The 25967-nt window shown below is 67.6% G+C and carries 27 protein-coding genes; 3 read left to right on the forward strand and 24 right to left on the reverse strand.

Annotated elements, in window-relative coordinates; genetic code table 11:
• Both AB0L82_RS35155 and AB0L82_RS35160 read right to left on the reverse strand, forming a co-directional pair.
• The coding region (locus AB0L82_RS35155; RefSeq protein ID WP_364646553.1) for a hypothetical protein at nucleotides 1-486 on the reverse strand (486 nt) is incomplete at its 3' end.
• 121 nt (nucleotides 487-607) lie between these two features.
• Complete coding sequence (locus AB0L82_RS35160) at nucleotides 608-766, reverse strand: hypothetical protein (protein ID WP_364646556.1); 159 nt, start codon at nucleotides 764-766, stop codon at nucleotides 608-610.
• A 165-nt stretch (nucleotides 767-931) separates the two neighbouring features.
• On the opposite strand from AB0L82_RS35160, the gene AB0L82_RS35165 reads away from it, so the two are divergent.
• Nucleotides 932-1405, forward strand: a complete 474-nt coding sequence (locus tag AB0L82_RS35165; RefSeq protein ID WP_364646559.1) for a hypothetical protein — start codon at nucleotides 932-934, stop codon at nucleotides 1403-1405.
• A gap of 879 nt (nucleotides 1406-2284) precedes the next feature.
• Here AB0L82_RS35165 and AB0L82_RS35170 read toward each other — a convergent pair.
• The 21 genes from AB0L82_RS35170 to AB0L82_RS35270 form a co-directional block, all read right to left on the reverse strand.
• Complete coding sequence (locus AB0L82_RS35170) at nucleotides 2285-3529, reverse strand: DUF1173 family protein (protein ID WP_364646561.1); 1245 nt, start codon at nucleotides 3527-3529, stop codon at nucleotides 2285-2287.
• A 12-nt stretch (nucleotides 3530-3541) separates the two neighbouring features.
• Nucleotides 3542-4024, reverse strand: coding sequence for a DUF4913 domain-containing protein (locus tag AB0L82_RS35175; protein WP_364646564.1), 483 nt, complete (start codon nucleotides 4022-4024; stop codon nucleotides 3542-3544).
• Nucleotides 4021-5793 (reverse strand): TraM recognition domain-containing protein, encoded by a 1773-nt coding sequence (locus AB0L82_RS35180; protein ID WP_364646567.1) that lies wholly within the window; start codon nucleotides 5791-5793, stop codon nucleotides 4021-4023. Before AB0L82_RS35180 ends, AB0L82_RS35175 begins: the two co-directional genes overlap by 4 nt.
• Nucleotides 5790-7412: an RRQRL motif-containing zinc-binding protein gene (locus AB0L82_RS35185; RefSeq protein ID WP_364646570.1), complete on the reverse strand. Its 1623-nt coding sequence runs from the start codon at nucleotides 7410-7412 to the stop codon at nucleotides 5790-5792. Before AB0L82_RS35185 ends, AB0L82_RS35180 begins: the two co-directional genes overlap by 4 nt.
• 72 nt (nucleotides 7413-7484) lie before the next feature.
• Nucleotides 7485-8045 (reverse strand): hypothetical protein, encoded by a 561-nt coding sequence (locus AB0L82_RS35190; RefSeq protein WP_364646573.1) that lies wholly within the window; start codon nucleotides 8043-8045, stop codon nucleotides 7485-7487.
• A gap of 14 nt (nucleotides 8046-8059) precedes the next feature.
• A complete protein-coding gene (locus tag AB0L82_RS35195; RefSeq protein WP_364646576.1) occupies nucleotides 8060-9253 on the reverse strand; it encodes a M23 family metallopeptidase in 1194 nt (397 codons plus the stop codon).
• 1 nt (nucleotide 9254) lies between these two features.
• Complete coding sequence (locus AB0L82_RS35200; RefSeq protein WP_364646579.1) at nucleotides 9255-9563, reverse strand: hypothetical protein; 309 nt, start codon at nucleotides 9561-9563, stop codon at nucleotides 9255-9257.
• A complete protein-coding gene (locus tag AB0L82_RS35205) occupies nucleotides 9560-11395 on the reverse strand; it encodes a hypothetical protein (protein WP_364646582.1) in 1836 nt (611 codons plus the stop codon). The genes AB0L82_RS35200 and AB0L82_RS35205 overlap by 4 nt, the downstream gene beginning before the upstream one ends.
• Nucleotides 11392-12876 carry an SCO6880 family protein gene (locus AB0L82_RS35210; RefSeq protein WP_364646585.1) on the reverse strand — a complete coding sequence of 495 codons (1485 nt, stop codon included), beginning with the start codon at nucleotides 12874-12876 and terminating at the stop codon, nucleotides 11392-11394. Before AB0L82_RS35210 ends, AB0L82_RS35205 begins: the two co-directional genes overlap by 4 nt.
• Nucleotides 12873-14459 carry a hypothetical protein gene (locus tag AB0L82_RS35215; protein WP_364646588.1) on the reverse strand — a complete coding sequence of 529 codons (1587 nt, stop codon included), beginning with the start codon at nucleotides 14457-14459 and terminating at the stop codon, nucleotides 12873-12875. The genes AB0L82_RS35210 and AB0L82_RS35215 overlap by 4 nt, the downstream gene beginning before the upstream one ends.
• The gene (locus tag AB0L82_RS35220; RefSeq protein WP_364646591.1) at nucleotides 14453-15292 is read right to left on the reverse strand and encodes a hypothetical protein; all 840 of its coding nucleotides are present in this window, start codon (nucleotides 15290-15292) and stop codon (nucleotides 14453-14455) included. Before AB0L82_RS35220 ends, AB0L82_RS35215 begins: the two co-directional genes overlap by 7 nt.
• Nucleotides 15289-15918, reverse strand: coding sequence for a hypothetical protein (locus tag AB0L82_RS35225; protein ID WP_364646593.1), 630 nt, complete (start codon nucleotides 15916-15918; stop codon nucleotides 15289-15291). Before AB0L82_RS35225 ends, AB0L82_RS35220 begins: the two co-directional genes overlap by 4 nt.
• Nucleotides 15919-15974: 56 nt before the next feature.
• On the reverse strand, nucleotides 15975-16235 hold the full coding sequence (locus AB0L82_RS35230) for a hypothetical protein (protein ID WP_364646596.1): 261 nt from the start codon (nucleotides 16233-16235) through the stop codon (nucleotides 15975-15977).
• A 4-nt stretch (nucleotides 16236-16239) separates the two neighbouring features.
• The gene (locus AB0L82_RS35235) at nucleotides 16240-16527 is read right to left on the reverse strand and encodes a hypothetical protein (RefSeq protein ID WP_364646599.1); all 288 of its coding nucleotides are present in this window, start codon (nucleotides 16525-16527) and stop codon (nucleotides 16240-16242) included.
• Entirely contained in the window at nucleotides 16524-17225 is a 702-nt protein-coding gene (locus AB0L82_RS35240; RefSeq protein ID WP_364646602.1) for a hypothetical protein, read from the reverse strand. Before AB0L82_RS35240 ends, AB0L82_RS35235 begins: the two co-directional genes overlap by 4 nt.
• 76 nt (nucleotides 17226-17301) lie before the next feature.
• Nucleotides 17302-18789, reverse strand: a complete 1488-nt coding sequence (locus AB0L82_RS35245) for a cutinase family protein (protein ID WP_364646605.1) — start codon at nucleotides 18787-18789, stop codon at nucleotides 17302-17304.
• Nucleotides 18786-19469 (reverse strand): hypothetical protein, encoded by a 684-nt coding sequence (locus tag AB0L82_RS35250; protein WP_364646608.1) that lies wholly within the window; start codon nucleotides 19467-19469, stop codon nucleotides 18786-18788. The genes AB0L82_RS35245 and AB0L82_RS35250 overlap by 4 nt, the downstream gene beginning before the upstream one ends.
• A 176-nt stretch (nucleotides 19470-19645) precedes the next feature.
• Nucleotides 19646-20341, reverse strand: coding sequence for a hypothetical protein (locus AB0L82_RS35255; protein ID WP_364646610.1), 696 nt, complete (start codon nucleotides 20339-20341; stop codon nucleotides 19646-19648).
• A 28-nt stretch (nucleotides 20342-20369) separates the two neighbouring features.
• Nucleotides 20370-21620, reverse strand: a complete 1251-nt coding sequence (locus AB0L82_RS35260) for a hypothetical protein (protein ID WP_364646613.1) — start codon at nucleotides 21618-21620, stop codon at nucleotides 20370-20372.
• Nucleotides 21617-21790 carry a hypothetical protein gene (locus AB0L82_RS35265; RefSeq protein ID WP_364646616.1) on the reverse strand — a complete coding sequence of 58 codons (174 nt, stop codon included), beginning with the start codon at nucleotides 21788-21790 and terminating at the stop codon, nucleotides 21617-21619. The genes AB0L82_RS35260 and AB0L82_RS35265 overlap by 4 nt, the downstream gene beginning before the upstream one ends.
• Nucleotides 21787-22458, reverse strand: coding sequence for a hypothetical protein (locus tag AB0L82_RS35270; protein ID WP_364646618.1), 672 nt, complete (start codon nucleotides 22456-22458; stop codon nucleotides 21787-21789). The genes AB0L82_RS35265 and AB0L82_RS35270 overlap by 4 nt, the downstream gene beginning before the upstream one ends.
• A 557-nt stretch (nucleotides 22459-23015) precedes the next feature.
• On the opposite strand from AB0L82_RS35270, the gene AB0L82_RS35275 reads away from it, so the two are divergent.
• Both AB0L82_RS35275 and AB0L82_RS35280 read left to right on the forward strand, forming a co-directional pair.
• Nucleotides 23016-23414 (forward strand): hypothetical protein, encoded by a 399-nt coding sequence (locus tag AB0L82_RS35275; protein ID WP_364646620.1) that lies wholly within the window; start codon nucleotides 23016-23018, stop codon nucleotides 23412-23414.
• Nucleotides 23415-23642: 228 nt separating this feature from the next.
• Nucleotides 23643-24776 carry a GAF domain-containing protein gene (locus AB0L82_RS35280; RefSeq protein WP_364646623.1) on the forward strand — a complete coding sequence of 378 codons (1134 nt, stop codon included), beginning with the start codon at nucleotides 23643-23645 and terminating at the stop codon, nucleotides 24774-24776.
• Between the two features lie 83 nt (nucleotides 24777-24859).
• On the opposite strand, the gene AB0L82_RS35285 is transcribed toward AB0L82_RS35280, so the two are convergent.
• A complete protein-coding gene (locus tag AB0L82_RS35285) occupies nucleotides 24860-25756 on the reverse strand; it encodes an alpha/beta hydrolase (RefSeq protein ID WP_364646626.1) in 897 nt (298 codons plus the stop codon).
• Nucleotides 25757-25967: the final 211 nt, after the last annotated feature.

The raw sequence follows: 25967 nt of genomic DNA on the forward strand, positions 1-25967 counted from the left end.
TGTGGCCTTGCGTAGTTTTCGATATCGGTACACATGCAGGTGCGAAGCACGCCACAGCTCGTCAAGCGCTCCTCGTATCTGCTGTTCAGGGGATTGATCGAGCACCGCGGCCCGGAACGCGTCGAAGGTGGTCCACTCCCGGCTGATCCGGGAAAGGCTGTAGAGGGTCGAGGCAGGCGCGCGTGTTTCGCTGAATCGTCGCTCGGTATTCCACAGCATCACCAGCGCTTGTGTCCCGTATATGACCGAGCCGCCGACCAGTACCAGCGATCCGAACGCTGGTCCGAACACCCAGACATTCAGGGGTCTGGCCCCTTTGAGAGAGAACGCCAGCGCTGTTCCGCCGATCACGAGGGTGTTGGCAGCGAGCACTGCGCCAGCGCGTGTGGAGACTGCGGTCCGTTGAGCGTCTTCTCGTACAAGGTGCCAGTGGATGACCTCGAGACTCAATCCGCGACGACCACCGCCGTATCCCCCCGCGCTCATATCACCGATTCTCACTGAAAGCGCCTCCCCGGCTTGCACTTTCGAAGAATCAACCAATAAGAGAGGCCGATGCAAGCGTGCGAAGAAGTTCAGTCCGATATCCCCGATGCAGCGGGCGATGCTAGTCGATCCGTCGATGCCTGCCGGACGAGACCGGCAGAGCGAGAGCGGGGAGTTCGACGGTGGGGTCGTCGGTCAGCGCGCGCAGGCGGGCGCAGAACGCCTCGACCGATCCGTAGCGAATCTGGATCTCGCGCAACAGGTCTCGGATATCGGCCATCATTCCCCCTCGGCGTCGTGACCGGCGCTGCACCCCTTGACCGGTCCCGGGCATCGGCCACCGATACCCGGGACCGGCGATCACTGTAGCCACCGAATCGCCAACGCCCGGGCGAATGACCAAAAAGCCGGGTTTTCATGCCCGGACGGTGGCAATATCACGATCGTGAGCTCCACCGGCAACCTGTCAGACACTGGAATAGAGATCGAGACGCGGGAGCGGACTTTCCACCTGCACCACCATCCCGGGGTCCTGTATTCGGTGGTCCTGGTCCGCCCGCTCGGGGCTGAAGCCGAGGCGTGGGCGCTGGCCGAGCTGACCATCCGCTCGGAGGGCACTCCGATACGGCAGACGGATTTGCCCCCGATCGAGCGGCTGATACGGGCCGCCGCGCACGGCGACCCGGCCGTGCGGACCCCGGAAACCGCGACCAAGGACCTGGACTTCATCCCGATGCAATATCGGCGGGCGCTGCACCTGTGCGGAGTCAACACCGTCGCCGAACTACGCCAGCTCACCCCCGAGCAGTTACGCGATGTGCGGGGCGTCGGAGTGCGGGGCGCGCGCAAGATCGACACCGCGCTGGCGGAGTTCACCGCGGACCATCCAATCGATCTGGACGCGGTCGATCTGAGCTGACGGCAACGCCAAAGGGGATTCGATGGCAGCGGGGCCGGTAGCGGTTATCCCCGCTGCTTGCGTGCGTGGAATCGCTGGTTCGCGCTCCACGCGGCGTGGCGGTGGCACCAATCGATAGCACCGCCACCGCCGTGCGGCATCGCGCGATCAAACCTCGCCGGATGTGTGCAGACGAATCCGCCTGCACGGAAGGCTGATTCTCTACTGCGCTGAGCCCTGAACCAAGTGCATCGCTACCTGGACCGCTGCAAGCTGGCCACCAACTGATGAACGAAATCGGTTTGGCCGGTTGATCCGGTCACTCCTGGAGGTTACGAGCCGATCCTCGGAGTGCAGGCTCTAGTCCAGGCAGGGCGCGTCGGCGAATCCATTGCGGTATTGATGCCAGCTCCTGTTGCAGGAAGCGGGTTTTCGCCTACTTGCGCGGGCGGCGAATCTTACGTGTGACGGCCAATAGGGACTTGCGGGTCAAGGCACGAGCTTTCCGCGCAAGTGCACGTGTGTCTCGGCGCTGGTCGGCCCTTAGCCAGCTGCAAGCGAAGGCAGCCGCGGAGATGATCAGGCTGAGAGACTCATGGTCGAGGTTCACGCCCACAGGCTACTGAGCACCGCGTCCGCAGAGGATCGACGAAATAGACGCATCGAAGCGCCTTCATCGCGAGCATACGGCCCATTTCCGCGAAGAGGAAGCGTCTGACAGCGCGCCTCTGCTGACATGACGCGGTGGCCTACCTGCATATTTTGCACCGCCTCCAGGCGTGAATTTCACTACTGAGCAGTGAAAATATCAATTTAAAGCTGTATTTAGGACCCATCTCGGCGGGCGTCGAAATGTGGCGCACGTCTCTCCGACTCGCCATGTCGACACGCCGATGCCGCTCACGGACCGTGCGACTTCCGTGAATCCGAGAAGGGTGTCGTCGATACGGCCAGATTCGGGAGTGGGTCCTCTGGGCACCATCCGATCAGCTGAGTGCCGGATCGTTCGTACTCGGCGATTTTGATTGCCTTGCGCCGCAAGTACTCTTCAGAATCCAGGCCCCATACTTCGATCACGGTGGCAATGTCGGTGTCGGTGAGCACGAAGTCCGGCAGCACCAGACTCACATGGTCGTATCGGACGGGTTTGAGGAATGCGCGGTCCGCGTGGCGGAGTGCGTCGGCCATGACGAGTTCGTGGCTCGAGTCGCACGGGATGTATCCGGTGCCGGTGGTGAGCATGATCGCCGTATCGGCCACGGTCGCATAGCCTTTGGGTGATCGTTCGATCAGGAACAGTCCGACTCTGCGGCCGGCATGGGTGCTCGCGGCGCGCGAGAACGCCGATCCGTACGAGCGCAGTACCCGCTCGTGCAGCGGCGCGGAGGCGAAAAGCCTTTTCGGGCAATGGGCGAGGGTGTAGGCGACGCCGTAGCGGGTTGCGGTGACTGCGGTCAGCTCGCCCAGGACCAGGGCGCGGCGGATCTGATCGCGCGGGCCGCGGAGCCGGTCGACGAACTCGTCGAAGGCGGCGAGGTTGGCCACGCGGGTGCCGGGCCGGTCTGGTGGGATCACGTGCAGCACTTGGTGCAGGGGGCGGCCGCTGAGTGCGCAGTCGTGGATCCGGTCGCCGATATCGGCGGCGATGGTGCCCCAGTCCCGCCGTTTGCCGGGGTTCCAGGTGTTCAGGCGGGCGTCTTCCCAGAGGTAGTGCAGGAGCCCGAGCAGCCCGACCGTGCGGCGCCCGCTCCCGGATGTGGTGGCCCCGAGTTCATCCTGCGCGCCGGACACCGAGGCGGCGGTGCTGCTGGTCAGGGGTGCGTCGAAGCGAATGGTGGTGCCGGTGGGTGTGTCCACGATCGCGGTGTCGGCATAGGCGGCGCGGCCGGTGAGTGCGGGATCGGGTTGGTGGAACGGGCAACTCGGGTCGTGGAGCGGGCCTTCGCCGGGCCAGCGGGCCAGGAAGTAGCGATCGAGGCGGTGCCGGATCACCAGGCGCAGGGGTTCGGGTCGGCACAGGCAATAGGCGTGTCCGTCAATGGTTTTCGCGGTCGCGGCTAAGCGTCCGTATCTTTCGGGGTGTGCGCGCATCGCGTCGAGCCGGATGCGGTGTCCGGCCACGCGTACCAGGTCTGCGCGCCCCACGCCCGCACCTCGTTAGTTGGTGTGCGGGTCGGTCGGTGGGGTGACCGCTTGCAGCAGGCTGCCCGGTGCGGCGGCCAGGGCGATGTGGTCGGCGGGGGCGCGATCAACGATGAGGTGGGGGGTGTCGCGGTGGTTTTTGGGTCCGCAGTTGCGCATTGGGCCCTCGGGGTCGGTGAGGGCGCGTATCGCGGCGTCGTAGCTGTAGGTGTACCAGGAGTCCATGGCCGCGTCGTCGCCGCTGCGGGCGGCTTTCTCCCACGCGCGCCATAGCGAATCGAGGCGGACTACGACCGGTGGGTGCAGGAACCATTTCTTGCAGAACACGCGCCCGCGGCCGCCGTCGGAGACTTTGAACGAGGTTGCGGGAGCGAGCCATTCGTAGACCCAGTCGTACACGCTCGCGTACTGGTAGTCGGTGCCGCCGTCGGTGTCCTCCGGTGGTGGGGGTTCGGCGGTGAAAGCGTCGTCGATATCGTCGAATCCGTCCATGGTCATAGCGCGATCACCTCCTTGCCGGTGGGTTCGTATCTGGCCAGCGACGCGCGGATCGCGTCCGCGTGGCGGGTGTGGGTCCAGGGCACTTTGCGGACCAGCACCGGAGCGTTGCCGGTGCTCAGTACGATCGCGCGATCCTTGGGCAGGCTCGCGAGCAGTTGCACGGGCAGGGTCGGTTCGCGGGTCCAGGACTGGGATTTGGATGCCCCGCCGCGTCCGGTGCTGACGGACCAGCGCTCGACATCGTGATCGCCGATCTGATCGGCGATGCTTTGCAGATATTTCGTGTCCGGGACGCCACCGGCGTAGATGTGGCAGTTCGAGGCCGCGACCAGTTGATCGAGTTGGTTCGAGGTCCACACCTCCGAAGCCTGGGCCGGGCTCTGCAAGAAGGTCAGCAGCACGATCCCTTGAGATCCCAAGTGCGAGTACAGGTACGGCAACTCACGCAATTTGCATACGTTCGCTGCCTCATCGAGGACTCCGACCAGCGGGGTCCGCAGGCGGCCGCCGGGCGAGCGGGTCGCCGCGGTGAGGGCGTGGTCAAGGATGCGTCCGACCAGCGCGGTGACCAGCGCGGTCGCCGAGTCCGCGCCTTCCTTGGACATCAGGAACAGCCCGTCGTGGCTGGTGATGAACTCTTCGGGCCGGAACTGGCGGCGCGGGACATCGTGCCCGTGGGGTGTCCAGGCGGACAGGGCGGTGGTGTCAGCGTCGAATTGCACACGGTCGGGCGGGATGACGGTGCGGGCGTAGGTGTCATCGGTCAGGACCGAGAGCATGCGGCGGCCCATGTCGTACAGGCCGTCGCGCTGGCGGGCGTTGAGGGCTTGGGCGGTGCGGAGTTTGGTCGCGGCGATCAGATGCCCGTGGTCCTCAAGAATGGCCGCCGCGGTCTGGTCGCCGTCTTCGGACAGCCACGCGTAGGAGTGCATGATGTCCCCGCCGCCCACGGCGGCCGCCAGCAGGTACAGCGACACTAATTCCGCTGCGCCGCCTTCGAAGTAGTTGTCGCTCTTGGCATCGGCGATGGCTTCCGCGGACTGGAAGTAGCCGGTCAACCGGCGCGCGGCCGGTAACCGGTCGATGCCTTCCAGGATGTTCCACCACCAGTCCTGCGTGGGGTTCCCGCAGCGGCCTTGCAGGTCCGAGACCCACACCCTTCCTGACTGTTCGCGCACGCCCCGGCAATGGTCATGCAGGTCGCGTTTGTTGCTGGTGGCGATCACCGGTCCCGGCGCCGAGCAGATCGCCGCGATCGCCACGGACGCCGTTTTGCCGGTGCGTGGGCCGCCGAAGCAGATCCCGACGTCTTCCCACGACATGTAGAGCGGTTCGTCACCGATCACGGTGCGCCCCAACTCGATTCCGATATCGCCGGGTGCGCGGATCGCGATATCGGGCCGCAGGCGGGTCGCTTTGGCGCGCGCCTGCTCACCGGCCACCTCGCGCAGGCGACGCGGGGACACCATCACCGCGCCCCGCCGATCCACTTCATGCCCGCGGATAAGGTGCAGCCCGAGCATCGCCGCGGCGGCGACCAGAGCGGTTTCGCTGACCACGGTGAACACGATCGCCAGCGCGGGCCAGGAATCGAGGTTCGTGAAGGCCGCCCACGGATTCTCGGGGAGTCCTTCTTCACCGAGTTGTACTGCGGCCCACCAGGATCCATAGGCCACCGAGATCACCGCCGCGACGACCCCGAACACGGCGATCACCAGTACATCCCCGGAAACGCGCCGGTCCGGGGTCGCGCGGCGGGTCGTCACTGTCCCACGCCCGCACCGACATCCGCACCCGCCTGTGCGGCGTGAGCTTGCGCGGCGGTGGCCTGCTGCTGCTGGTGTTGCTGCTGCGGATCCGGCGCAGCGTGGGAGGCGTTCATGCCCGACGCGCTCGGGTTGTGGGCGGAGTTCACCAGGTTCGCCGACTGCTGCGAGGCGCCCGTGCCCGGAGCGGACTGCCCGCCACCAGCACCCTTGCCGCTGCCCTTGCCGGTGCCCTTGTTCTGGTCGAACTTCGGGTAGTCGGCTTCGGTCATGTCTTTGACATCCTTCTTACCTGCGGCGGCGGCCTTGGCGGGAGCTTTCTTCGCCGCCGCTTTCTTCGCCGGAGCCTGCGCCGCTGACCCTCGAGCGGCTGCGGCCTTGTTCGCTGGGGCCTTGTTCGCCGCGGCCTTGGCGGCGTGGGGTTCAGGTTGAGCGGTCTGCGCGGGTTCAGGCTGCGCGGCGGCGGTCGCGGTCGCGGTCGCGGTCTGTGCCGGCGCGGGCACCGATTGTCCCTGGTCCTGGAGCGCGAGCGCGGCCGCGAGGTCCGCGCGGGTGTATTCGGCGGCCAAGCGTTTGACCCGGTCGAGGTCGATCTGGGGTTGCGCGGCCAACTCGCGTGCCTTGTCCGGGCTGCCGCCTGCGGCGATCAGTTCCTGATCCAGGCGCGCGACCTGTTCCTCCCAGGCGCGCAGATTGTGTGCGGCGTACTCGCGCTGAGCTTCGGCCGAGGCCCATCGGCTGATCACGTTTTCCAGCGGCGTCGCGTGGGCGGCATCGGCGGCGACCTGCGACTCGACGCGAGGCTTCCTGCGCCCGAAGAGTCGTTGCAGCAGACCGGGTTTGCGTTCGCGCTGTTGCCGCGGGGTGTGTTGCGCGGCGCGGTTGTTGCGGGGATTGTTCGCCGCAGCGGCGGCTTCGCGTTGGTTGGCCCAGTGGCGTACCGCCTGGCGGGCCGCGATCAAGGCTTCGGCGGCGGCTTTGGCCAGCATCGCCGATTCGGCGACGATCTGTTCGTCTTCATGTAGCTGTGTCATGAGTGTGCCTTTCTGAGCAGGGATGGAAGGGTCGGACACTGTCACCGGCCGCACAGGGCTCGCCCGGGACCGGGGCGCCGCGGAGCGGGCCACCCGGGGCCGCTCGCGCGGCTGCGTGGACGCGATATCGGTTGCGGGGCAGGAGATTTCGACCACACGGGGTGTGTCCTGCACGACCGGTTCGGGAGTAGCGGGCTCCGGTGAGAGTGGGGTGCGGTCGCCGGTGTCCTGGTCCCATCCGGGGCCGGGGTCGGTGGCGGCGAGGAGTTCTTCGCGGGAGATGCCCCGGCGTTCGGCGGCGGCGATCTGGCGTTCACGGTTGCCTGCGGCCAGCGCGGCGAGCTGCGCGGGTGAGGTGGTGGTGCGTGTGGGTACCGCTTTGTCGATGTGCCAGAGGTAGGCCAGCAGTGGGCCGCGCCGTCGACGGGGCCGGATCATCTTCGCGGCGATGTCCTGGCGGCCCGGACTCAGGTCCAGCGCGCGCAGCTGGCGGCGGGTCTTGAGATGCGGTGGGGCGGTTCTCCACTGGTAGACCGGGAGCCCGCCGCCCTCACGCTCGGCGGACACCACCGCACCACCGGTCACGAGATAGTCGCCTTGTGTGATAGGCCATCGCGGTCTCCTTTGGTGTCGAAAAGAGTTCAGGGTCAGGGGGTTTCAGCCGGTGACGCGGTATCCGGACAGTCGCCACCCGTCCGGGCTGGCCAGGGTGGTGGCCTCGATGTCCATCACGCGCCAGCGCGTACTGGAGCCGTCGCGGTGCAGCACGGTTTGAGTGAGGGTGAGTTTGACCAGCGCGCGCCCGGCGGCCGGTGTGGTCACCTGGCTGGTGGTCGCGGTCGCGACCACGATGTCCCCGCCCGCGCGCCACTGCGCCCATTCGGTCAGGGGCTTGATCCCGACCGCGGGCGGGGTGTCCGCGTCGGTCGCGAGTTGCCCGGTCAGCCAGGGTTTCGCGCGGGACAGGCCCGCGCCGGGTGAGGCATCGGTGCTCGGAGACCAGGAGAACATCGCCGAGAGCCCTTGCTGGGCAGCCACTCCCGGACCGGCTCCCGACGGGACGGGGCCGGTGATCTCGAATTCGGAGTCCCCGTCATGGCTGTGTCCGGAGTCGGGGGTGTGGGTGTGGGTGTGGGTGGGGCGCAGCATCAGCACCACCACCGCGGCCGACAGCGCGGCGACCGTCACGGCCAGGACCAGGACGAGTGTGCGTCTCACCGAATCTCCTTGTCTCACGCCAGAGCCCGATATTCGGGTTCCATGGCCAGGATGTTGTCCGCGTACGGGCGGGTTTGGACTTCGTAATCGGAGTGGCCGGTGGGGAATCCGCCCGAGGCCAGCACCGCGCCTTCCCCGGCGTTGTAACCGGCGAGGTAGAGCACGCGCCGGTCTCCGCTCCAGGTGACTTTGCCTTCGGCGATCCAGCCGTCGATAGCGGAGGCGATGTGGCACATGAACCGGCCCTGGGCCATGATCGCGTCCGAGGGTTTGTGCACGTCACCGGTGCCGGGCGGTCCGCTGGGGTTGCCTTGGTCATCGACCGGTGTGCCCCAACTCGACCAGGTGCCGGGCATGAACTGGGCCGGACCCTGCGCGCCGGTGCTGGACAGCGCGGTGACGTTCGCGCCACCGTCGGGGCTCCAGCCGCCTTCCTGGCGGCCTTGCGCGGCAAGAAGACTCGAGGAGATCTGCGGGCACAACGCCCCGGCCTTTCGGTACCAGGGTTCGAAATCCGGTGGCACCTTGCCGGGTTGGAGGTTGTCCCCTCCCCCGCCGGGAGTCGAAGCACACACCGGCGCGGGCGCGGCCGGAGCGCCGCCACCCGACGACGGGGTGCTCGCGCCGTTGAGCCAGGGCACCGGGTCGATCGCGCGCCCGCCGGTGAGGCGGCCACCGTCGACATAGACTTCGAAATGCAGGTGCGGGCCGGTGGATTGGCCGTTGGTTCCGACCGTGGCGATCTGCTGTCCGGCCTTGACCGGATCCCCGGCGTGCACGAGCAGGCCGGATTCGTACATGTGCCCGTACACGGTGCCCACCGGTGCGCCGTTGTCGTTGGAGTCGATCACGATCCAGTCCCCGAACCCCGACGCGGGCCCGGACTCACGCACGACGCCGTCCATGGCGGCGTAGATCGGTGTGCCTTCCGGGGCGGCCAGGTCCACGCCCATATGGGTGCCGCCGCGTGCCCCGAAAACATCGCTGATCACGTATTTTCCGGGTTCGACCGGCCACACCTTGGTCCCGAACGGCACCGCGGGCCCGGGAGCGGGCTGGGCGTCCGCGACCAGCACACTCGAACCCGAGCCGGTGGTGGGTGCGGGTGTGCAGTCGGGGGTGTCGTCCCCGAGCAGGAAGATGACCACGATCGTGGCCGTCACGGCCCAGAAGGCCGCGGCGGCGAGCACGAGCGCGGAGGCTTTCATCTCACGCCCGGCCGGTCTGTTCCGAGAGTGCTTGGGCCAGTTCCTGATTCAGTGCTTGCGAGCAGGCTAGTTCGCGTTTGAGGTGTTCGGCGAGGGCTTCCAGGCGCGGGACGCTGCGACTGGGTGCGCGCCCGTCTTCGGCGGCGACCCACAACAGAATCGTGTTGAAGTGGCAGCCGATGTCGTTCGCGACGCGTTTGGCGGCCGCGGTGCGGGACATCTGCGACGGTGAGAGTTCGCGCACGCGGGCCACGCTGACACGGCGCGTGCGTTCGTCGATGGGGCCGTAGCGGCGTTCGGGTGCGCTCATGATGCCAACCTCCCGGTGTTGGTGCGGCCGAATGTGCTGAATTTGGCGCTGGTTTCGTGAATCCCGGACTCGCGTTCGATATCGGTGAGTTCCATCTGGAACGGGATGCCAGGGCTTCGGTCTTCGGCGACCTTGAGCAGGCATTTCCCGACTCCCGAGGCGATCGGGGCGATCGTGCCGGGCCGGATCGGTTCCCCGGTGAGCGCTTGCGGGGCGGACCAGGAGGTGACCATGGCGTGCTCGGTAGAGGTCAGTTTCACCACCCCGTCCAGGGCGTCGAGTTCGTCTGCCGGTAGGGCGCACAGGATTTTCGCGCGGGCGCGTTCGAGGAATCCGACCGCGCGATCGGCGGCCGCGCCGAGGGCTTGCAGGTCGCGGATGGAGTGACTGATCATGATCAGCGACGTCGCCAGCGAGCGCTGCAGGCGCGTGAGCTCATCGACACGAGCGATCATGAATTCGCCCAAGCCCAGGACCTGCCACAACTCGTCCATGACGACCTGGAAATAGCGTTGCGGTTCGAGTCCGAGTTCGGCGAGCAGGTTCAGTGCTTCGATGCCGCCGAAGCCGCTACTCCAGCAGGTGAGCATGGTCGCGGCCTTGAGTTTCTTGTCGCCCTTGGGGATGTGCGAGACATCGATGACCACCCCGACCGCGTCCATGTCGATCGGGACCGTGGTGTGCCCGTTGAAGATCTGCCCGAACGGGCCCTGGGTGAGCGCGCGCATCGAGCGCCGCAGCGGCACGATCGCGGCGTCGTATTGTTCGGGGGTGGTCGCGGCGGCGTCGAGCATGAGTTCGGGTCCGCCGCAGGTGATCACGTCCGCCAGGTCCGCCAGGATCGGCGGATGCAGGGTGTCGAATCCGCGCCCACCGTCTTTTTCGGGGTCGGTGAGCACGCGCAGCGCGGTGGAGATGAGGGTGTCCTCGAAGTCCCGGATCCGTTCCCCGCGCACGAGCTCCACCAGGCCGGCGACCAGGGTGGTGTGCCGGGCACGGATCTCCGCCGCGAGAGTCGTTGCCTCGAGGTCCAACCCGGCCTCATACAGGCGCCGCAGCGCCGAGCCCATCACCCCGGGGTCGAGGGGGTTGATTTGGCCGTGCCCGTATCCCAGGTCGATGACCTGTCCCCCGCACATGGCGATGGTGTCGCGGTAATCGGGCTTCACATCAGCCAACACCAGTGGGGTGATGCCTTGGGCGATGCCGCCGAGCACGATCCGGCGCACGAGGGAGGATTTGCCGAATCCGTTCAGGCCCAGCACGAACAGGCTCGGGGCGGTGATGAAGTTGGCGCGGGTGAACCAGTTCATCGGGTCGAAGCAGACGGGTTCGCCGGTATCGAGATGCCGCCCGAGCGGGGTACCGATCACCGGGGCTCCCGCGCCCACGCACCACGGCCACAAACCGGCCACTTGCGCTGTGGTGGCACGGAATTCGGGCATCGTGCCCACCGACCGCGATACACCACCGCCGGGACCTTCCAGGCCACGATCGGTGACCTTGACCGCGCCTTTGCCGCGATTCTTCGTCGACGATGCCGGTCGGCTGGGGTCGCCGACGACGCGGCGGCGGTTGTCGTCGGTCTTGACCCGAAACCCCGCCCACACGGCTTGGAGCGGGTTGCCGTTGCCCGCCAGATTCTCCAACCGCGCGCGTTCGGCGTCGCTCAGCAGTGTGGTGCCGAACCCACCGGACTTCGGTGTCGGGGACTTGGCGTGCGCGGCGGCGGCTTTGGTGGACTTGCCGCGCGAGCGCTCTGTCGAGGGCGTGGTCGCGGGCGCCGTACGGGTGGTGCGTGTGCGAGCGGACCGGCGGGTCAGGCGGCTCATGCTGCCTTCACCACCTTCGGTAGTGAGGTCATCTCGGGCAGCAGCACGCCCGCGCCCATGCTCGCGGCGAACGCGGCGGCCTGATACCGGTAGCAGCGCCGAATCTTCAACCGCGCCTGGGAGGTCAGGTCTTTGGTGATCGCCTCGATCGAGGGCACCTCGGTATCGGTGCGCGCGGTGACCGTGACCAGGTACCCGAACCGGGTCACCCCATGCCCGCGCGCTTGTTCCTCGCGGGCTTGTTCGGTCGCCCCGCGCCGGATCGCCGCGGTCGCGGACCCGACACCGCGTTCGGTCTGCTCGGCGACCAGGGCGTCCTTGTAATCGGAATCCACGATCTCGGCGGCGTCTCCTGCCGAATGCGGCCGGTAGATGACCGCGACCCGTTTGCGCGGGATCTGATCGTTCGGGGCGAGCAGGCGTTGCAGAACGCGTTCGCGGACAACACCTTCGGGTGCGCCGTCGCATTCCCAGGTCACCGAGACGGTGCCGTCGTGCAGCAGATGCCCGTACTTCTCGTCGTGGGACACCGGCCCGGCGTCATCCCAGCTCACCTCATGCGATTCGCCGCGTTCGGCGCATTCCTCGAGATCGGCTTCGGCGGCCGGATCCCAGGAGCGGCGCACCATCGCGATGGTTTCCTCGCCGCTCATCGGGCGCGCCCGCACCCCGGCATCGGCGAGCGCGGCCACGATCAGCGGCAGACGGCGGCCGATCTCCTCGGCCTGCTCGGCGGGGACCTTACGGCGCGCGGGGGTGGTGGCCCGGAAGCTGATCGAGCACCAGGATTCCATGCGCACCGATTCGGACGGAAGCTGTTCGGCGAGTTGGGCCATCATCAGGCGCGCGGGTTCGGGGGCGTCGTCACGGGTGAGGTTGTTGACCTCGCCCGCGAGCCGGTTCCCGGTCTCGGGCAGCGAGTCCACGACCACGGTGATCGCCTCGACATCGGGTTTCTCACCCAAGGTGGCAAGCAGGTTTCCCCATGCGCCGACCCATTGGTCCACGCGGTCCTGATCGACCGCGCGTGCCCCTTGTGGCCAGCATTTGATGAGCACGGTGTACAGGTGGTGCGAGGGCATGTGGACCATCGCGAACCGGTATCCGGCCGCGTCGGTGCTCTCGTAGAGCTTGGAGGCGGCCATCAGCCCGGGAAGCCTGCACGAACCGAACTTCGAAAACACGCCAGCGAGGTGAATGTTCTCCCGCCGCAGGCATGTTCGCATCCAGCCGATCATGAGTATCGCCCTTTCGTATCCGGTCCGGCCCCCGCTCGAAATCGCCAAAGGAGCCAGCGTCAGCACCTCGACCACGACCAGCACCACCGCCGGAAGCGGCCCGATCAACATCAGCACCAGCAGCGCCAGCACGACCGCGACGAACGCCGCGACCGACACCGTCCAGCCCATCCCCCACAGCCCCTCGCGGCGCGGTCGGGTCCAGCCGCCGTAGGTGCGTTCCTCGGCCAGCTGCGCGCTCATCGCGGCACCGCCGCTCGACCGGCACCGTTCGGGCGCGCCACCGGCGGCAGCGTCGCGGTCTGGGTGATCGCCGTATCGACGCCCTTGGCCACTGTCCCGGCCGCTTTCGCCACCCCGACCGCGACCGCGCCCACCGGTCCCGCCGCGGCCGCGGCCTTGGTCGACCCCGCGGCCGCCGTCGTGCGGGCACCACCGGCCGCCGGAGCCGCACCTGCCGGACCTCGCCCGCCACCGCCACCACCACCACCACTGGCGGCACGGCTGGGCGCGGGAGGTGGTGCCGGAGATGGCGCGGGCCGGGCACCGGTCCCGGCACCGCCTCCCCCGCCGCCACCGCCGCCGCGTGCGCCGCCGGAGGTCGAGACACTGCCCGCCGGAGTCGATTTCGCGCCGGTCGCGCCCGCGCTGTTGACGGCTTTGGAAGCGGCCATGCCGATCAGCCCAGCGGTGGCGGCCGCACCGGAAATGCCGCCGCCCATGGCGGCGATCGGGCTGATCAGGCGCATCAACGCGGGCAGTACCAGCGCCGCGCTGCACAGCAGCACAATCCCCACCAGCATCTGCTGGGCTTGATCGGTGGTCGGGGTTTGCCCGCCTTCGAGGGATTTGGTGATCGACTGCGCGGTGGTGCCGGTGGTTTTGAACGCGATCATGTAAATCATTGCCGCGCACGGCTTATAGAGAACGAACGCGAACGACCACGCCAACAGCCGGTCATGGAATTGGCGGCCGGTGTGGGTGCCCGAGCTCGCGGCCGCCAGCGGCAGCACCCCGACCACCACCACCAGCAGCGCCTCACGCACCACCGCGATGACCGCCTGCATCAATGCCCCGACCATGCCGATGATCGCGATCGCGAACACCAGGCCCGGTGAGAGCGCGGTCAGGGCTTGGGTTTGCATCATCGCCTCGGCCAAGCCCTTGGCATCGTGATTGCTCGCGGCATCGATCAGCCAGTCCGAGAACGCATCCGAGGCTTGGGTGCCCAAGGTGAGCACGGTGGAGAACATCGCCGAGGCGAACACCGCCCGCGCCAGCACCCGAAAGCTTTCGGTGGCTTGTTCGGCGGCCGCGCTGCGGTGCGCCATCGCCAGCCGGATCGCGCACACGATCAAACTCGCGGACAGGAAGAAGATTTGCAGCTGGAAGGTGTAGCGGCGGATCGCGGTGAACAAGTCCGTGTTCGAGACCGAGGTGGAGGTGGGGATCTTGGTCCACCACGTCAGGCCCAGGATCATCGCATCGCCCATACCCTTGAGCAGCGAATCCACCGCCTTGCCGAACGTGGTGTCCCACGCCTTGTCCCGCACCGCCTCCACCGCATCTCCGGGATGGGTCAGGGCATTGCCGAGCTTGCACAACCCACCACCGAAATCACCGGCGGTCGGCAGTCCCGGGATCTGGATCCCGGGAAGCCCATTCTTGATCTCTTCGCAGGCGTCGTTGAACCCGTAGGTTCCGCCGCCGCCGCCGCTGTCGCCCGGATCGGCCAAAGCTGTTGCCGTCGGCCCGAATACGGCCAGCACGATGACAGCGACAGCGAGCAGGACGCGCCGTGCGGCTCGTCGCGAATGAGTCACCATGTCGTCCACCCACTTAGGGAATTGATCGCGGTTTTCGGGATAGATCCGTCCTCCGGCAGGTGCAGCCGCCACGTGCCGTCCCAGACCATGACCAGGCGACCGGCCAGCCACTGGGGCGCTCCCTTGGTGTCGGTTTCTTTCTTCGTGGCGATTTGCAGGACGCACAGATCCCCTGTCGGGGACCAGGATTCGATCCGGAACGCATCGGGTGCGAGCAGCCATTTGGTGGCTGTTGCCGGGGCCAGGTCGGGGATTTTGCCTTCGGCCTTGAGTTGGTCGAATCGGGTGCGGTCGGCCTCGGTCATGACCTGCATGCGTTCGCGCAGGGGCCAATCCCCGGGCCGGGCGTAGGACTGCCAGGTCGCGTACATCGCCGCCAGCGCCGCACCTTGAGGGGTGTGCGAATAGCCGACCGGGATGTTGTCCACCAGCGCGGTCGGCCCGTCCGAGGCCGAGAACGGCACCGAGACACCGAAGACGCGCTGCCAGCCGCCCTGCGCGGGCAGCAGCGGCGCGGCGGTCAACCAGTTCGAATCCCCGACCGCGAGCGGGCCGCGAGTCTGGGTGAGGGGCTGGCCGTACCGGTTGTTCGGGATATCGACGCGGCGGCCGAACGGATCGGCATCGGGGGCGGCGAATCCGGTCGGTGCCGGTTCCCCGGCCGCCGGTGCGCTCGTGCCGGGCGATGGGTTCGGTGTGCTGGCGGTGTCGGAGTCGCGGTGTGTGAGCCAGATGGTGAGGGTGCCGACCAGGATCAGCGCGAGCACGCTCGCGGACACGATCAAAGTCAGCGAACTCCGGCCGCTGTTCTTCTGGGGTGCGGGAGTGCTCATCGGTTCGCCGCCATCGCGACCATGTCCGCCGGAGTCCCCGAAATCGCCTCCACCACGGGAGTTGTCGAGTCCGGATCCGGGAGCCGGAGTTTCCAGTCACCGGCGAGCCAATCCACCTGCTGGTGCGAGGCCGCGTGGGAGGCATCGGAATAGCGGGTGTACACGGTCAGCGTGGTGTGCTCGGGACTCCAGTGATCGATCCGGTACCCCAGAATCGTCGGCAGCGCTGTGGTGTTCACCGGTCCGGTGCTGACCTGCGCGCGAGCGAGCACATAGGCGTCCTTGCCGGGCCCGGCCGCCAACGCCTGCGCCGCGGTGGCAGCCCAGGATCCGTCCGATGCCAGGCTGACGCGGATCGAGTTCTGGATTCCCGCCAGCGCCGCACCTTGCGGGGTGTGGGAGAACCCGGTCGCGGCACCGGTCACTGATTTCGGGCCGTCGATGCTGCTGTAGGGCAGCGCGATTCCCTGCCAGCTCTCCCACCGCAGCTGCGCGGGCGCACGCCCCGGATCGGCCGGCACCGGGCCGGTGGCTGTACCGGTATCGCTGGTGTGAGAGCTGCTGCACGCTGCGGTCGCCGTGAGCACGGCCGCGGTGAGCGCGAGAACTGCTGTGGTGCTGCGCATCGCGATTCCTTCCGTTTAAGGGGGTGTGCTCTATTCGGTCCCGCGCAGGCGATGGGTCACCCTGGGATCAGCACGGCCGTGGCGATCGCCATCGACGAGGTGGCCAGCACCGCCGCGACCAGCGTGCGAGTGATCGAATTGTGGGCGTCGGCGTGGGTTTCGACCGTCGAGTGCTTGAGCGCGAAGTACTTGCACGCGCTGACCATCAGCCACACCAGACAGACCAGATCCGCAGTCCACAGCAGGTAGCCGAGCAGGTACATCACCGGTCGGGTGACCGTGCCCGGTAGCGGTTCGTAGTCCAGCGCCCAGTACATGAGGTCAGCTCGATGCCGCGGTGACGACCGCTTCGAGCAGCGGTGAGGCGGCCGCGATCACCACGCCACCGATCAGGCACGCCGCGATGATTTTCGGGCTCTCGACCGCGCCGCCGTTCCATTTCTCGAAAGCGAATCGGCCGCCGCCATAGATGATTCCGAGCAGCCCGCCCAGGAATGCGAGGTATTTGAAGTAGCGGGCGATCTGCAGTAGCCCATTGGATCCGGGCGGGGGTACGGGGTCGATGTGCTCGATCGCAAGGACGACGGTGGATAGGTGTTCGGTGATCATGAGTGCGCTCCTGACGGATTCGCGATATCGGGGCCGCTCAACAGAGCGGTGATCGTGGCGAGCAGTTCCTCGCCGAGCTCGCGCACCCCCGCGAGGGGGTCGCGGCCTTTGGCCGGGCGGTCATCGCCCGGCGTCCATACCGGCAGATCAGCGAGGGGACTCAGAGGCCATCCGCGCTGCCAGTCGATCCGCCACAACCGGCCGTTCTCGGGGACCAGATCCGCGACCACGTTGCGGTAGCGGCGAATCGCGGCGGGCATATGCCCCGGCTGGAAAGCCACCGTGACCAGCCCGAGCAGGATCACCCGGCCGGGTCCGGCCTGCCCGCAATGGAACTGGCGCAGCAGATCATGCGCACGGGTCAACCCTTCGATCGATTCCCGGGCGACCAGGACCACGAACGGGCTCTCGCCCTCGAGCACGGCGGGCCATTCGCGCTGGCAGTCCGCCGCCGGGGCGATCTGACGGGCCAGCGAGGACACCCCGGCCCCACCGTGCGCGCCCAACAGCCACACCAGCGGCGGGCGAGAAGCGTTGTGCGTCACCGGTTTACACCACACACCCGCACGACGACCGGGATCCGGGGGCAGCGCCGCGAACTTGAGGCTGCTGGTGCGGGCCTTGGCCAGCCGCGCGGCCTTGCCCATCGGTGTGCCGCCAGGGCGGGGCCGAGGTGTGGCGTCCAGGGTCGCGGTCATGACCGGCCCCGAGTGCGGAAGTTGTTGTCCACCATTGGATCCACCTCCCCTTTCCGGGAGTTCGACTGAGTACGGGTCAGTTGGTGCCGGGCGTCGCGCTCGACGCCACCGAAGGGTCAGTGCTTGCGGGAGGCTGTGCGGTGCCCGAGCTCGGTGCCGGTGCGGCGGCCGCGGGAACTCCGGCGATATCGGACGCTGCGGCGGCGAACCAATCGGCGACCCACCGGACGGCTGATTTGCCGTCGGCGCTGATCGGATCAACCTGGTAGGAGCCGTGCCGGGCCAACACGTCGCTGTATTTGGTCCAGGTGGACGCGTTGAGCAGGTCGCGGTTATCGCTGATGTTGTTCACGACCTCGGTGAACGCGGACTGGATCAAAGTCGAGGCGGTCGCGGGCGGAATGAGTTGCGGGATCGCGCCGACGAGCTTGGCACCGAAAACCGCCAGTCCGGCAACAGGATTCGCGAGTCCGGCGGTCGCTATTTCGGCGATATTGGCCGGGGTGAACACCGTTTTGACGACCGTGGAGATCGCGTTGATCGCGATGGTGCCGACCTTGAGCAGCGCCTTGAGCGCACCGTCGATATCGACCTCGGTCCGCGGATCCGATGCCTCAGCCAGGGTTTTGGAGATCGACTTGCCCGGATTCAGGCTCAAGGACGCCAGCGAATTGCCTTGCAGGTTGTCATTGACCAGGCCGGTCGCGGCTTTGATCCCGGTCAGCGCCAGCGCTTGGGTGATCGAGCCGATCGCTTTGATCGGATCACCCCCGATCTCGACCTGACCGGCCACGTTCGCGACCGTGCGCAGCAACGCGGCGTTATCGGGTGCATCGCACGACAAGTCGCCCGAGGAGCAGAACGAGGCGACGCGGCCGGTCAGCGACCCATAAGAGGCGGCGATATCGCGTTCGGGCGCGATCCCGCTCCCGGCTGCGGTGGTCACGGTGGCCGCTTCCACGCCCGAGACCGCTTGGCCGGAGGTGCCGGGCACCGGATCCGGGGTGGAGCGGTTCGAGCCGGGGAACAGGTTCGCGGACTGTCCGCGCGTCGGGTCGCCGAACAGCGCCACCCCGGCGACCTTGTCCGCGGGGATCGAGGTGCCGCCCGAGCCGATCTTCTGCGCCAGCATCGAGACCACGTGCGCGCCTTGGGAATACCCGGCCAGCGCCAGACGCGTGCCCGAACACGAGGACAGGACCTGTTCGGCCTTCGCGGTCAGCGACGCGAGCCCGTCGGTGATGGATTTGGTGTAGGCGGTGGTGTCGGTGCTCGACCCCATCCCGCCGAAACTTGCTTCGTACGGGATGTATTCGCGGGCGACCGGCACCTGCGCGGCCTGCGCGTTCGCCATGAACGGGGTGAACAGCTGGCTGAGCATGCCGGTGTCGGTGGTCGGGGCCGCGTCCGGGGAGGATTCACCGGTGCCCTGCACACCCAGCGCGTACACCGCCGGGCAGTTGCCGGTGTCGGGTGCGGCGTGCGCGAGGGTGACCGTGCCCAGGGAGGTGGTCACCGCGACGGCCGCGCCCAGGGCGACCGCTCGAATTCGGTTGTGGTTCATCGCAGTTCTCCCATGGCCAGCCGGTAAGCGGTTTTAGTCCCCTGGTCCAGGCGGTCCCAGGTCAGTGGTCCCCCGGCCGCGAGCTCGCGGTCGTACGGGATGTCGATGACGGCGCGAACCCAGCGCGCCAGATGAGTGCGCACATGGGCGACAGCGGCCCCGGAAGTCCCGGGAGCCTGGTGATTGACGATCACCGCGATGCGGTTGATCAGCCATTCCCCGTACTGGGTCAGCAACCAGCCCAAGCTCGTGTTGAGGGTGTTGAGGCTGGCGGGCGTCGCCGACACGACCAGGGCCAAGCCCTGCCGGGGATCGGTGATCAACGGTGTGATCAGTCGTGAGGCGACCTGCCCGCCGCCGTCATAGACCCCCACCGCACCCGACTCACTCAGGTGACGAGCCACCGAAGCGAACGAATGCCCATGTGGAAGAGGATCATTACTACGCGCCAGCACCCGCACCCCCGTGCTCGCGCGGCCGGTACACGCCGCGACCGCCGAAGGCAGGCCCGGGTGCGGAGTATCGAGCCAGGCTTGCACGGTCGAGACGGTGACCGTGGCGTCGCAGCCACGCCGGGCCAAGTCCCCGCCCCAGGCAGTGGCGTCGACCGCGACCGCTTCCCGATCGGTCTCAGGGTCTGTGGCGATCGCGGCCGCCAGCCCCAGCACGGTGGTACTCACCCCGACCCCTCCGCCGGAGCCGACAACCAGAACCGAGGGAACGCTGAGTCGGAGAAGGTTTTTCGGTCCCGCACCCGCCGCAGGTGTATCGGTAGGAGTTCCGGCGGGTGCGGCCGTATGGAGCGCCGACTCGACAACATCGGTGTCGGCGGGTTCGAGGAAGTTCACGCGTGCCATCACCGCTCACCCCCCGCGGTAATGGAGGTGATGACCGTACGGCCTTGCTGCACAGCGGTATCGACGCTCTGCTGCCAATGCGCGCTGGTCCCGTCAGCGTGTTTCTCGTCGATCTGCACGTCGTAACGCCCAGGCGCGAGAGTGGTGATGGTGACGCAATGCCTCGTCCCAGCCGGGATCGCCGCCACGGCCGCGCGCGCCTGATCAGGATCGGCGGCTTGCGCGTCAGCGGCCAGCACCGCGCGGGAGGTGTCGGCGTTGCGGGCGACGTACCACTGCCACTGCTGATACAGAATCAGATCCGGGCCCGAGACTCCCGGGCCCGCCGGGCGGCCCTTGCCGTTGCCGACAACGACTGTGCCGGAACGATTTTCCGCGCACCACGGCGCGACCGTCGAGGTTGCGACCACCGGAGCCGGGGCGGGCGCGGCAGCGTGGGAGTCCGGGCGCTGGGCCATCATCAACGCGCCCGCACCAATAGCGACGACCCCGAGTACTGCCGCACCGGCACCGGCGGCGCGGGCCAGGCGTCGCCGCCCGGCCGCGACGTGCGCGCGTTGGCGGACACCGAGCTTGATGTCCAGCAGCGGATCATCATCGATGAACACTTCGCGCTCGGCGACCGCGATATCGCCCTCGCCCGAGGCAATTTCGGGTTCGGTGTCCGGGAGCCAGGTACGCCAGGAATCAGTCATCACAGCACCTCGATTGCGTCGGTAGTGCTCAGTTGCCGAGTTGGTCTTGCACAGCGGCCAGCACGTCGTTCACCGGTGCGGCCCACGCCCCGAACTGCTCGACCGAAACCGGCGGGATCGCGGCCACCGCGTCGGTCAGCGATTCCACGACCGGCGCGATCACCGGATCAGCGGCGGCCACATCCTGCACCGCGGTGACGACCTGCTCGCTCACCTCCTGCACGACCGGAATGAACGGCGCGGCCACCGGCTCGATGACCGGGGCCGGCATCGGATCGGCCACCGGCGCAGCGACTTCCACCGCAGCCGGAGCAGGATCGACGGCAGGCGCAGGCGCGGGGGCGTCGATGAGCGCGGGCACATCAGCGGGCAGGGCGACATCGCGGTCCGCGCCGCCGATCACCGCGCCGGTGCCCGCTCCCGCGAGTCCACCGGCCAGTCCTCCGGCGGCCGCCGCGGTGACACCGCCGGTCGCGCCGCCCACACCGCAGCCCACGGCCGCGCCGATCAGCGCGCCGGGCACGGCCATCGCTCCGGCGGTGGGGATTCCGCCGATCAGCCCGCCCGCGACCGCGCCCACGATCGCGCCCACACCGCAGCCACCGACCGCACCGACCGGCGCGGCCACCAACGCCGCCACCGGCGCACCGATCACCGCACCACCGATCGCACCAGCGGCAAGGCGGTCGGATTCGTTGCGCGGCAACCCGATTCCGTCACCGGCAGCGGCCAGATTCCACTCGGCCAAATCGACATAGGCTTGCGCCTTGTTGCGGTCCCGCAGGTCGATCTGCTCGGGCAACTCCACTGTTCCGTTGCCCAGGCGCAGGGTGTGTGGGTTCGCGGGCATCACCGCCGGAGCCACCTGCGCTTCGGTATCGACCGGATCAGAGGTGATCTCCTCGGTCTGCGATTGAGGCTGAGGCTGAGGTTGGGGCTGGACGCGGGGGCGCACCGGAACGCTCTGCTGGGGTTGGGATTGCGGCTGGACCTGCACCTGCGGCTGGGTTTGCTGTTGCGGGCGCGGACGCTGCGGCACCGGCATCACCTGCGCCGGTTCGGGTACCCAGTCCGCGAGCTGGGTGGACTGCGGGGCCGGAGCGACCTGCACCGGAGCCGCGGGCGCGGGCGCGACACTCGCGCCGGGCTGGCCCGCACCGGGTGCGGCCACGCCGGGCTGTCCCGGGCTCGCGGTGGCCACGCCTGCGGCGATAGCGATCAGTGCGGGCCAGGCCCCCACCGCCAGTAGCGCGTGTCGAGCAGTGATCGTGCGGCTCATCGCATTTCCCTTTCGGTGGAGGTCGACGGCGCGGATCGCCGAGACCGGACAGGTTCGATCGAGTCGGTGACTGTGGGTTCGGGGCGTAGCGCGCGGTAGTGGCGCAGCATGTCCACCACCCAGTGGTCTTCCGCGGCCAGCAGCCACGCCCAGCGCGGCACCCCGCTCATCGCGCACCACCTACACGCGGGCGCGGATGTTTTGGTGGAACAGCACATTGGGCGGTAACCCACGCCACGATCGGGGCCGTGCTGGTGATCAGCCAGATCCGCAGTCCCGCACGCAGATCCGCGACCACCAACCCGAATGCGCGGGTTACGAGCGCGCGGGTCTGGTGAGGAGAGAGTCGCGTGGCGGTCCGCACCCCGGGAGCCGAGGTTTCCCCCGAGGTGCGGACCCGCCGACGCCCCCGTGCCCGCGACAACCGCGCGAGCCGGGTGACCAGGACATGCCACGTCAGCGGGCACACCGACCAGGACAAAGCAGGCTGTCCCACGTGTTCGGTGTTGTTCTCCGCACGGCGCCCATGAGGGTTCGTCGCGTCCTGGACGTTGCACGACACATGAACAGCGCGAGGCAGCCCGTACCGCTCGAGCACCGCGCCGGTGGTCAGGGCTTCGAGGCCCGGATCCAGCGCACGCATGCTCTCGCGATCGAGCAGATCATCGAGTTCGCGTGTCAGAGTGAGGATTTGGTGCTCACGCTCGGCGAGCGTTTCGCGTAGCCGGGCCACCTCGGTGACCAGGGAGCCATGACGTGGCCCGGCACCCGCGACTCCCGTGGCGCACCCACGAGAGCGAACGAGCAGAGACGGAGACGGCAGCGTGGAGAGGACCATGGCGGCTTCCTTCGATTCGGTGCGCCACGAAAACTCGTCGCTGAGAAGAACTTTCGACCGATACCCGGCACCGGAGAGAAGATCCGGAGACACGGAATGAGGCCGCGACGGCGCGTGAGCGCAATGAAAAGGGATGAAGGATTGCGTGCCGATCGAAGAAGATCGTCACGCCCTCAGAGCTGCCAACACAGTCCCTGGAACGGCATCCGAACAAATCGTTGCGTTAGCTTCGATGTTGCTCTCGTGCGAGTGAGCTCAGAGTAAACCCGCGAATGTGATCCGCGCAATAACTAATTCCATTCGGCCGGTCATCGCCGTGATTCATTCATCACCGCAGATCAGAACACTCGACAATGGCGAGAATCGAAAGTCGAGTTCACATCAGCAAAGCGCGGCCGAGTGAAATCCCCGCCTGTGGTACGTATTGCCCAACCATCGCCCGCATATGCCACCATTCCCGGTGGGGGGCTCGGGCGAGCGAGTGGCCCGGGTACCTACTGCTGGCTGGGTAGTCCTACGGATCCGCCGGAGCCTGTCCATCGGCCACGCTGCCCCCTATGACCACCACAGGTGCCCCGGGGCAGCCCTCGCACCCCCGCCGCCGACGAATCCCGCTATGGGACACCGTGATCACGGGCGCGTGCTTGGCTCTGGCACTCGCCGCCGCGATCTGGTTCGCGCTACTCAGCGGGTTCTTGGCGATGGGAGGCGATCCGTGCGCGCCCGGCAGCCCCTGCATGGACGAAGTCGGCCGTGGCATCCAGGTCTATCTGCTGGGGATGCTCGCGGTCATGGTGATCGGACCGGCCGCCGTCATCGTCGCCGCGATCACCCGCACCTGGATGTTCATCTGGGCTCTGGCGACCGTGCTGCTCCTGCCGGTCCCCTGCGTCATCGGCAGCACCATCGTCAACCATGCCTCCGAGCTCAGCACCGTGGGACCCGCACGCCCGTAACCCCGGGACGGGTCGCCGCCCGATGCGGCGGAGTAGTTCCGCACCCCATCCATCACATACCGGACGGTCTTATAGCACGTGGCTATGGGTCATGGCAAGGAATGTCCCATATGTTCGGAAAGTCTGGCCCGCGATGTCTGTCGCGGTCACAATTGAACCTATAAAGCCTGGTCAAGGGTAATTTCAGGCGGAAACCGACCGATCCTGATTCTGAAGGGAGGTCACACCATGGAGCCCGTCACCACCCACTCGAACCACGACGAACCCGCCGCCGCGTCCCCCATCTGGCCCTGGGTTGTCATCGAGACGCTCACCAGCCCCGACGAGACCACCGTGGTCCTGGACGGAGCCAGCCCGCGCGCATTCTCGCGCCTGAACCGCACCAGCGTCGCCCGCGCCTCGGCCACCGCCGCACGCATGCTCGGCCCCCTGGTCGCCGAATGCGCGAGCATGAGCAAGCCGCGCGACAAGTACTTCCCCCTGCGCGACGACCAGCTCAGGCGCATGATGACCATCCCCGTGCTCGGCCCGTCGGGGCACGTGCACGCGGTCGCGGTCTGGGTCGGCGGCGTCGAGGAACCCCTACCCCGCACCCCGATCATCGGCGCGATCGAATGGAGCGTCAAAGGACTCGCGGTCGCAAATCCCGCCGCCCAGTACCTCTTTCGCGCACCCCAGGGCGATCTGCTCACCGGCCACACCATCCCCGAAATGCTCGCCGCGTTCGATATCTGGCCCGACCGCCCCGGATTCCTGTCTCTGTTCAACCTGGAGAATCTCGACGTTGCCGCGGACCAATGGTCCGGCACCGCGACCCTGCACTACGACAACCCCACCGACACCCACGAACTCTTCATCGCCGCCCGCGCCGTCGGCACCGGCCCCAATCGCGTCGTGCGCGCGGTCGTCACCGATATCACCGGCACCCAGAACCCCGGCCACGCCGACCTGACCCTGGTCGCGGTCCGTGCCATGCCCATCACCCCCGGCCACGCCGTCGCACTCGCGGACCTGAAAACAGGCTTCATCCACGAATGGCTCACGTCCTCACCCTCGAGTCCGCTCGCGGCGTGGCGCCATCACAACCCCGAATTCGACGACAACTCCAAACTCGATGTCGTGCAAACATGTTTCGCGCTCGCCACCGGAGTGCGCGACACCGCGACCCACGAAGTGCGCGTGCGCTTCGACCCCGCCGACGACTGGATTCCCTTGCTGGCCAAATGGACACTGATCGGCGGCGGCGACCGGCCCCAAGCCCTGATCGATGTCACCCCGCTCGCACCGATCAGCGCACCGATGGTCACCGGCTGCCGCATGTGCCAGGACATGGCCAACCGCAACAACGCCCCACATCAGTGACCGCACACCACCACATGGTGTGCGCCACCAAGAAATACCGGCACCACCCCGACCCGCACCTGATCAGTTTCGGCGCGGAGTCCTCACCCCTCGCGCGGTGAGGACTCCGCAGACCGGTCATGCAGGGTGTCCAGCACCGCGGCCGCGTGATCGACGAACAACAGGTGCCCGACGCCTTCCACGAGGTGGAACTGCGCGCCCGGAATCGTCGCGGCCAGCCGCCGCCCATCACCGGTCGGCACATTGGCATCGCTATCGCCATGCCACACCGCGGTCGGCACAACGATATCGGCGGGATCGAACCCCCACTCCCGCGCGAACACACGCACAAAGTCCGCCGCGGTCCCCTTGGTGCCCGGCACGAATGCCCCACGGATATTGGCCCCTAAATCGGCCAGCAACTGCTCATCACGCGCGATCCGCGCCTGATCGGCCTCGGACATCTGACCGACCAGCGCCGCCAGACCCTTGGGCTTCTTCACCACCCCCGCCAGGCGCGCAGTCGCCGGACGCGCCAGGAACGGCAGCTTGCGCAAAATCATCATCCCCGCCGCCCGCTTGGGCTCCCCCGGCGCTGGCGGCTCATCGGTCACCGGTGCCATCGAACTGACCAGCACACAACGACTTACACGCTCAGGCAGCGCGTACGCGCACGCCATCGCGTACGGCCCACCACCCGAGGCACCCAGCACCGCGAATCGATCGAACCCGAAATGATCGGCCACCGCGGCCGCCGTGTCGGCCCAATCGAGCACACGGCGCTGTGGTGCCCACCCCGACATGCCCATCCCGGGCCGATCCACCGCGATCAACCGCAACCCGGCCTCGGCCGCCGGAACATCCGCGAACGCAACAGCTTCCACATGACAGCCCGGCGAACCATGAAACGCCAGAACCGGATACCCCTCCCGATCCCCGCACTCCATCCCGCCCACTGTCACACCCTGCACCTGCATCGACCATGGCATCGGCGAAGTCATGCTACGGACCCTACGAGCCAGCTAACAGCCAGCGCACGAAAATGCTCGCTACGCAACCGAACCTGGCACAAACGGTCTGAGATGCCCGGAATGCCAACGGGTTCAGCCTGATCCGACGCCAGGGCTATTGTCCATCAATGTGCCTTTTGATGAGGCATCCCGCTGACGACAACGAAGGAACGTTGGCAACAGCAATCAGTATGTTTCTTGT

The sequence above is a fragment of the Nocardia sp. NPDC052001 genome, assembly GCF_040680615.1.
In the GTDB taxonomy this organism is placed as follows: Bacteria; Actinomycetota; Actinomycetes; order Mycobacteriales; family Mycobacteriaceae; genus Nocardia.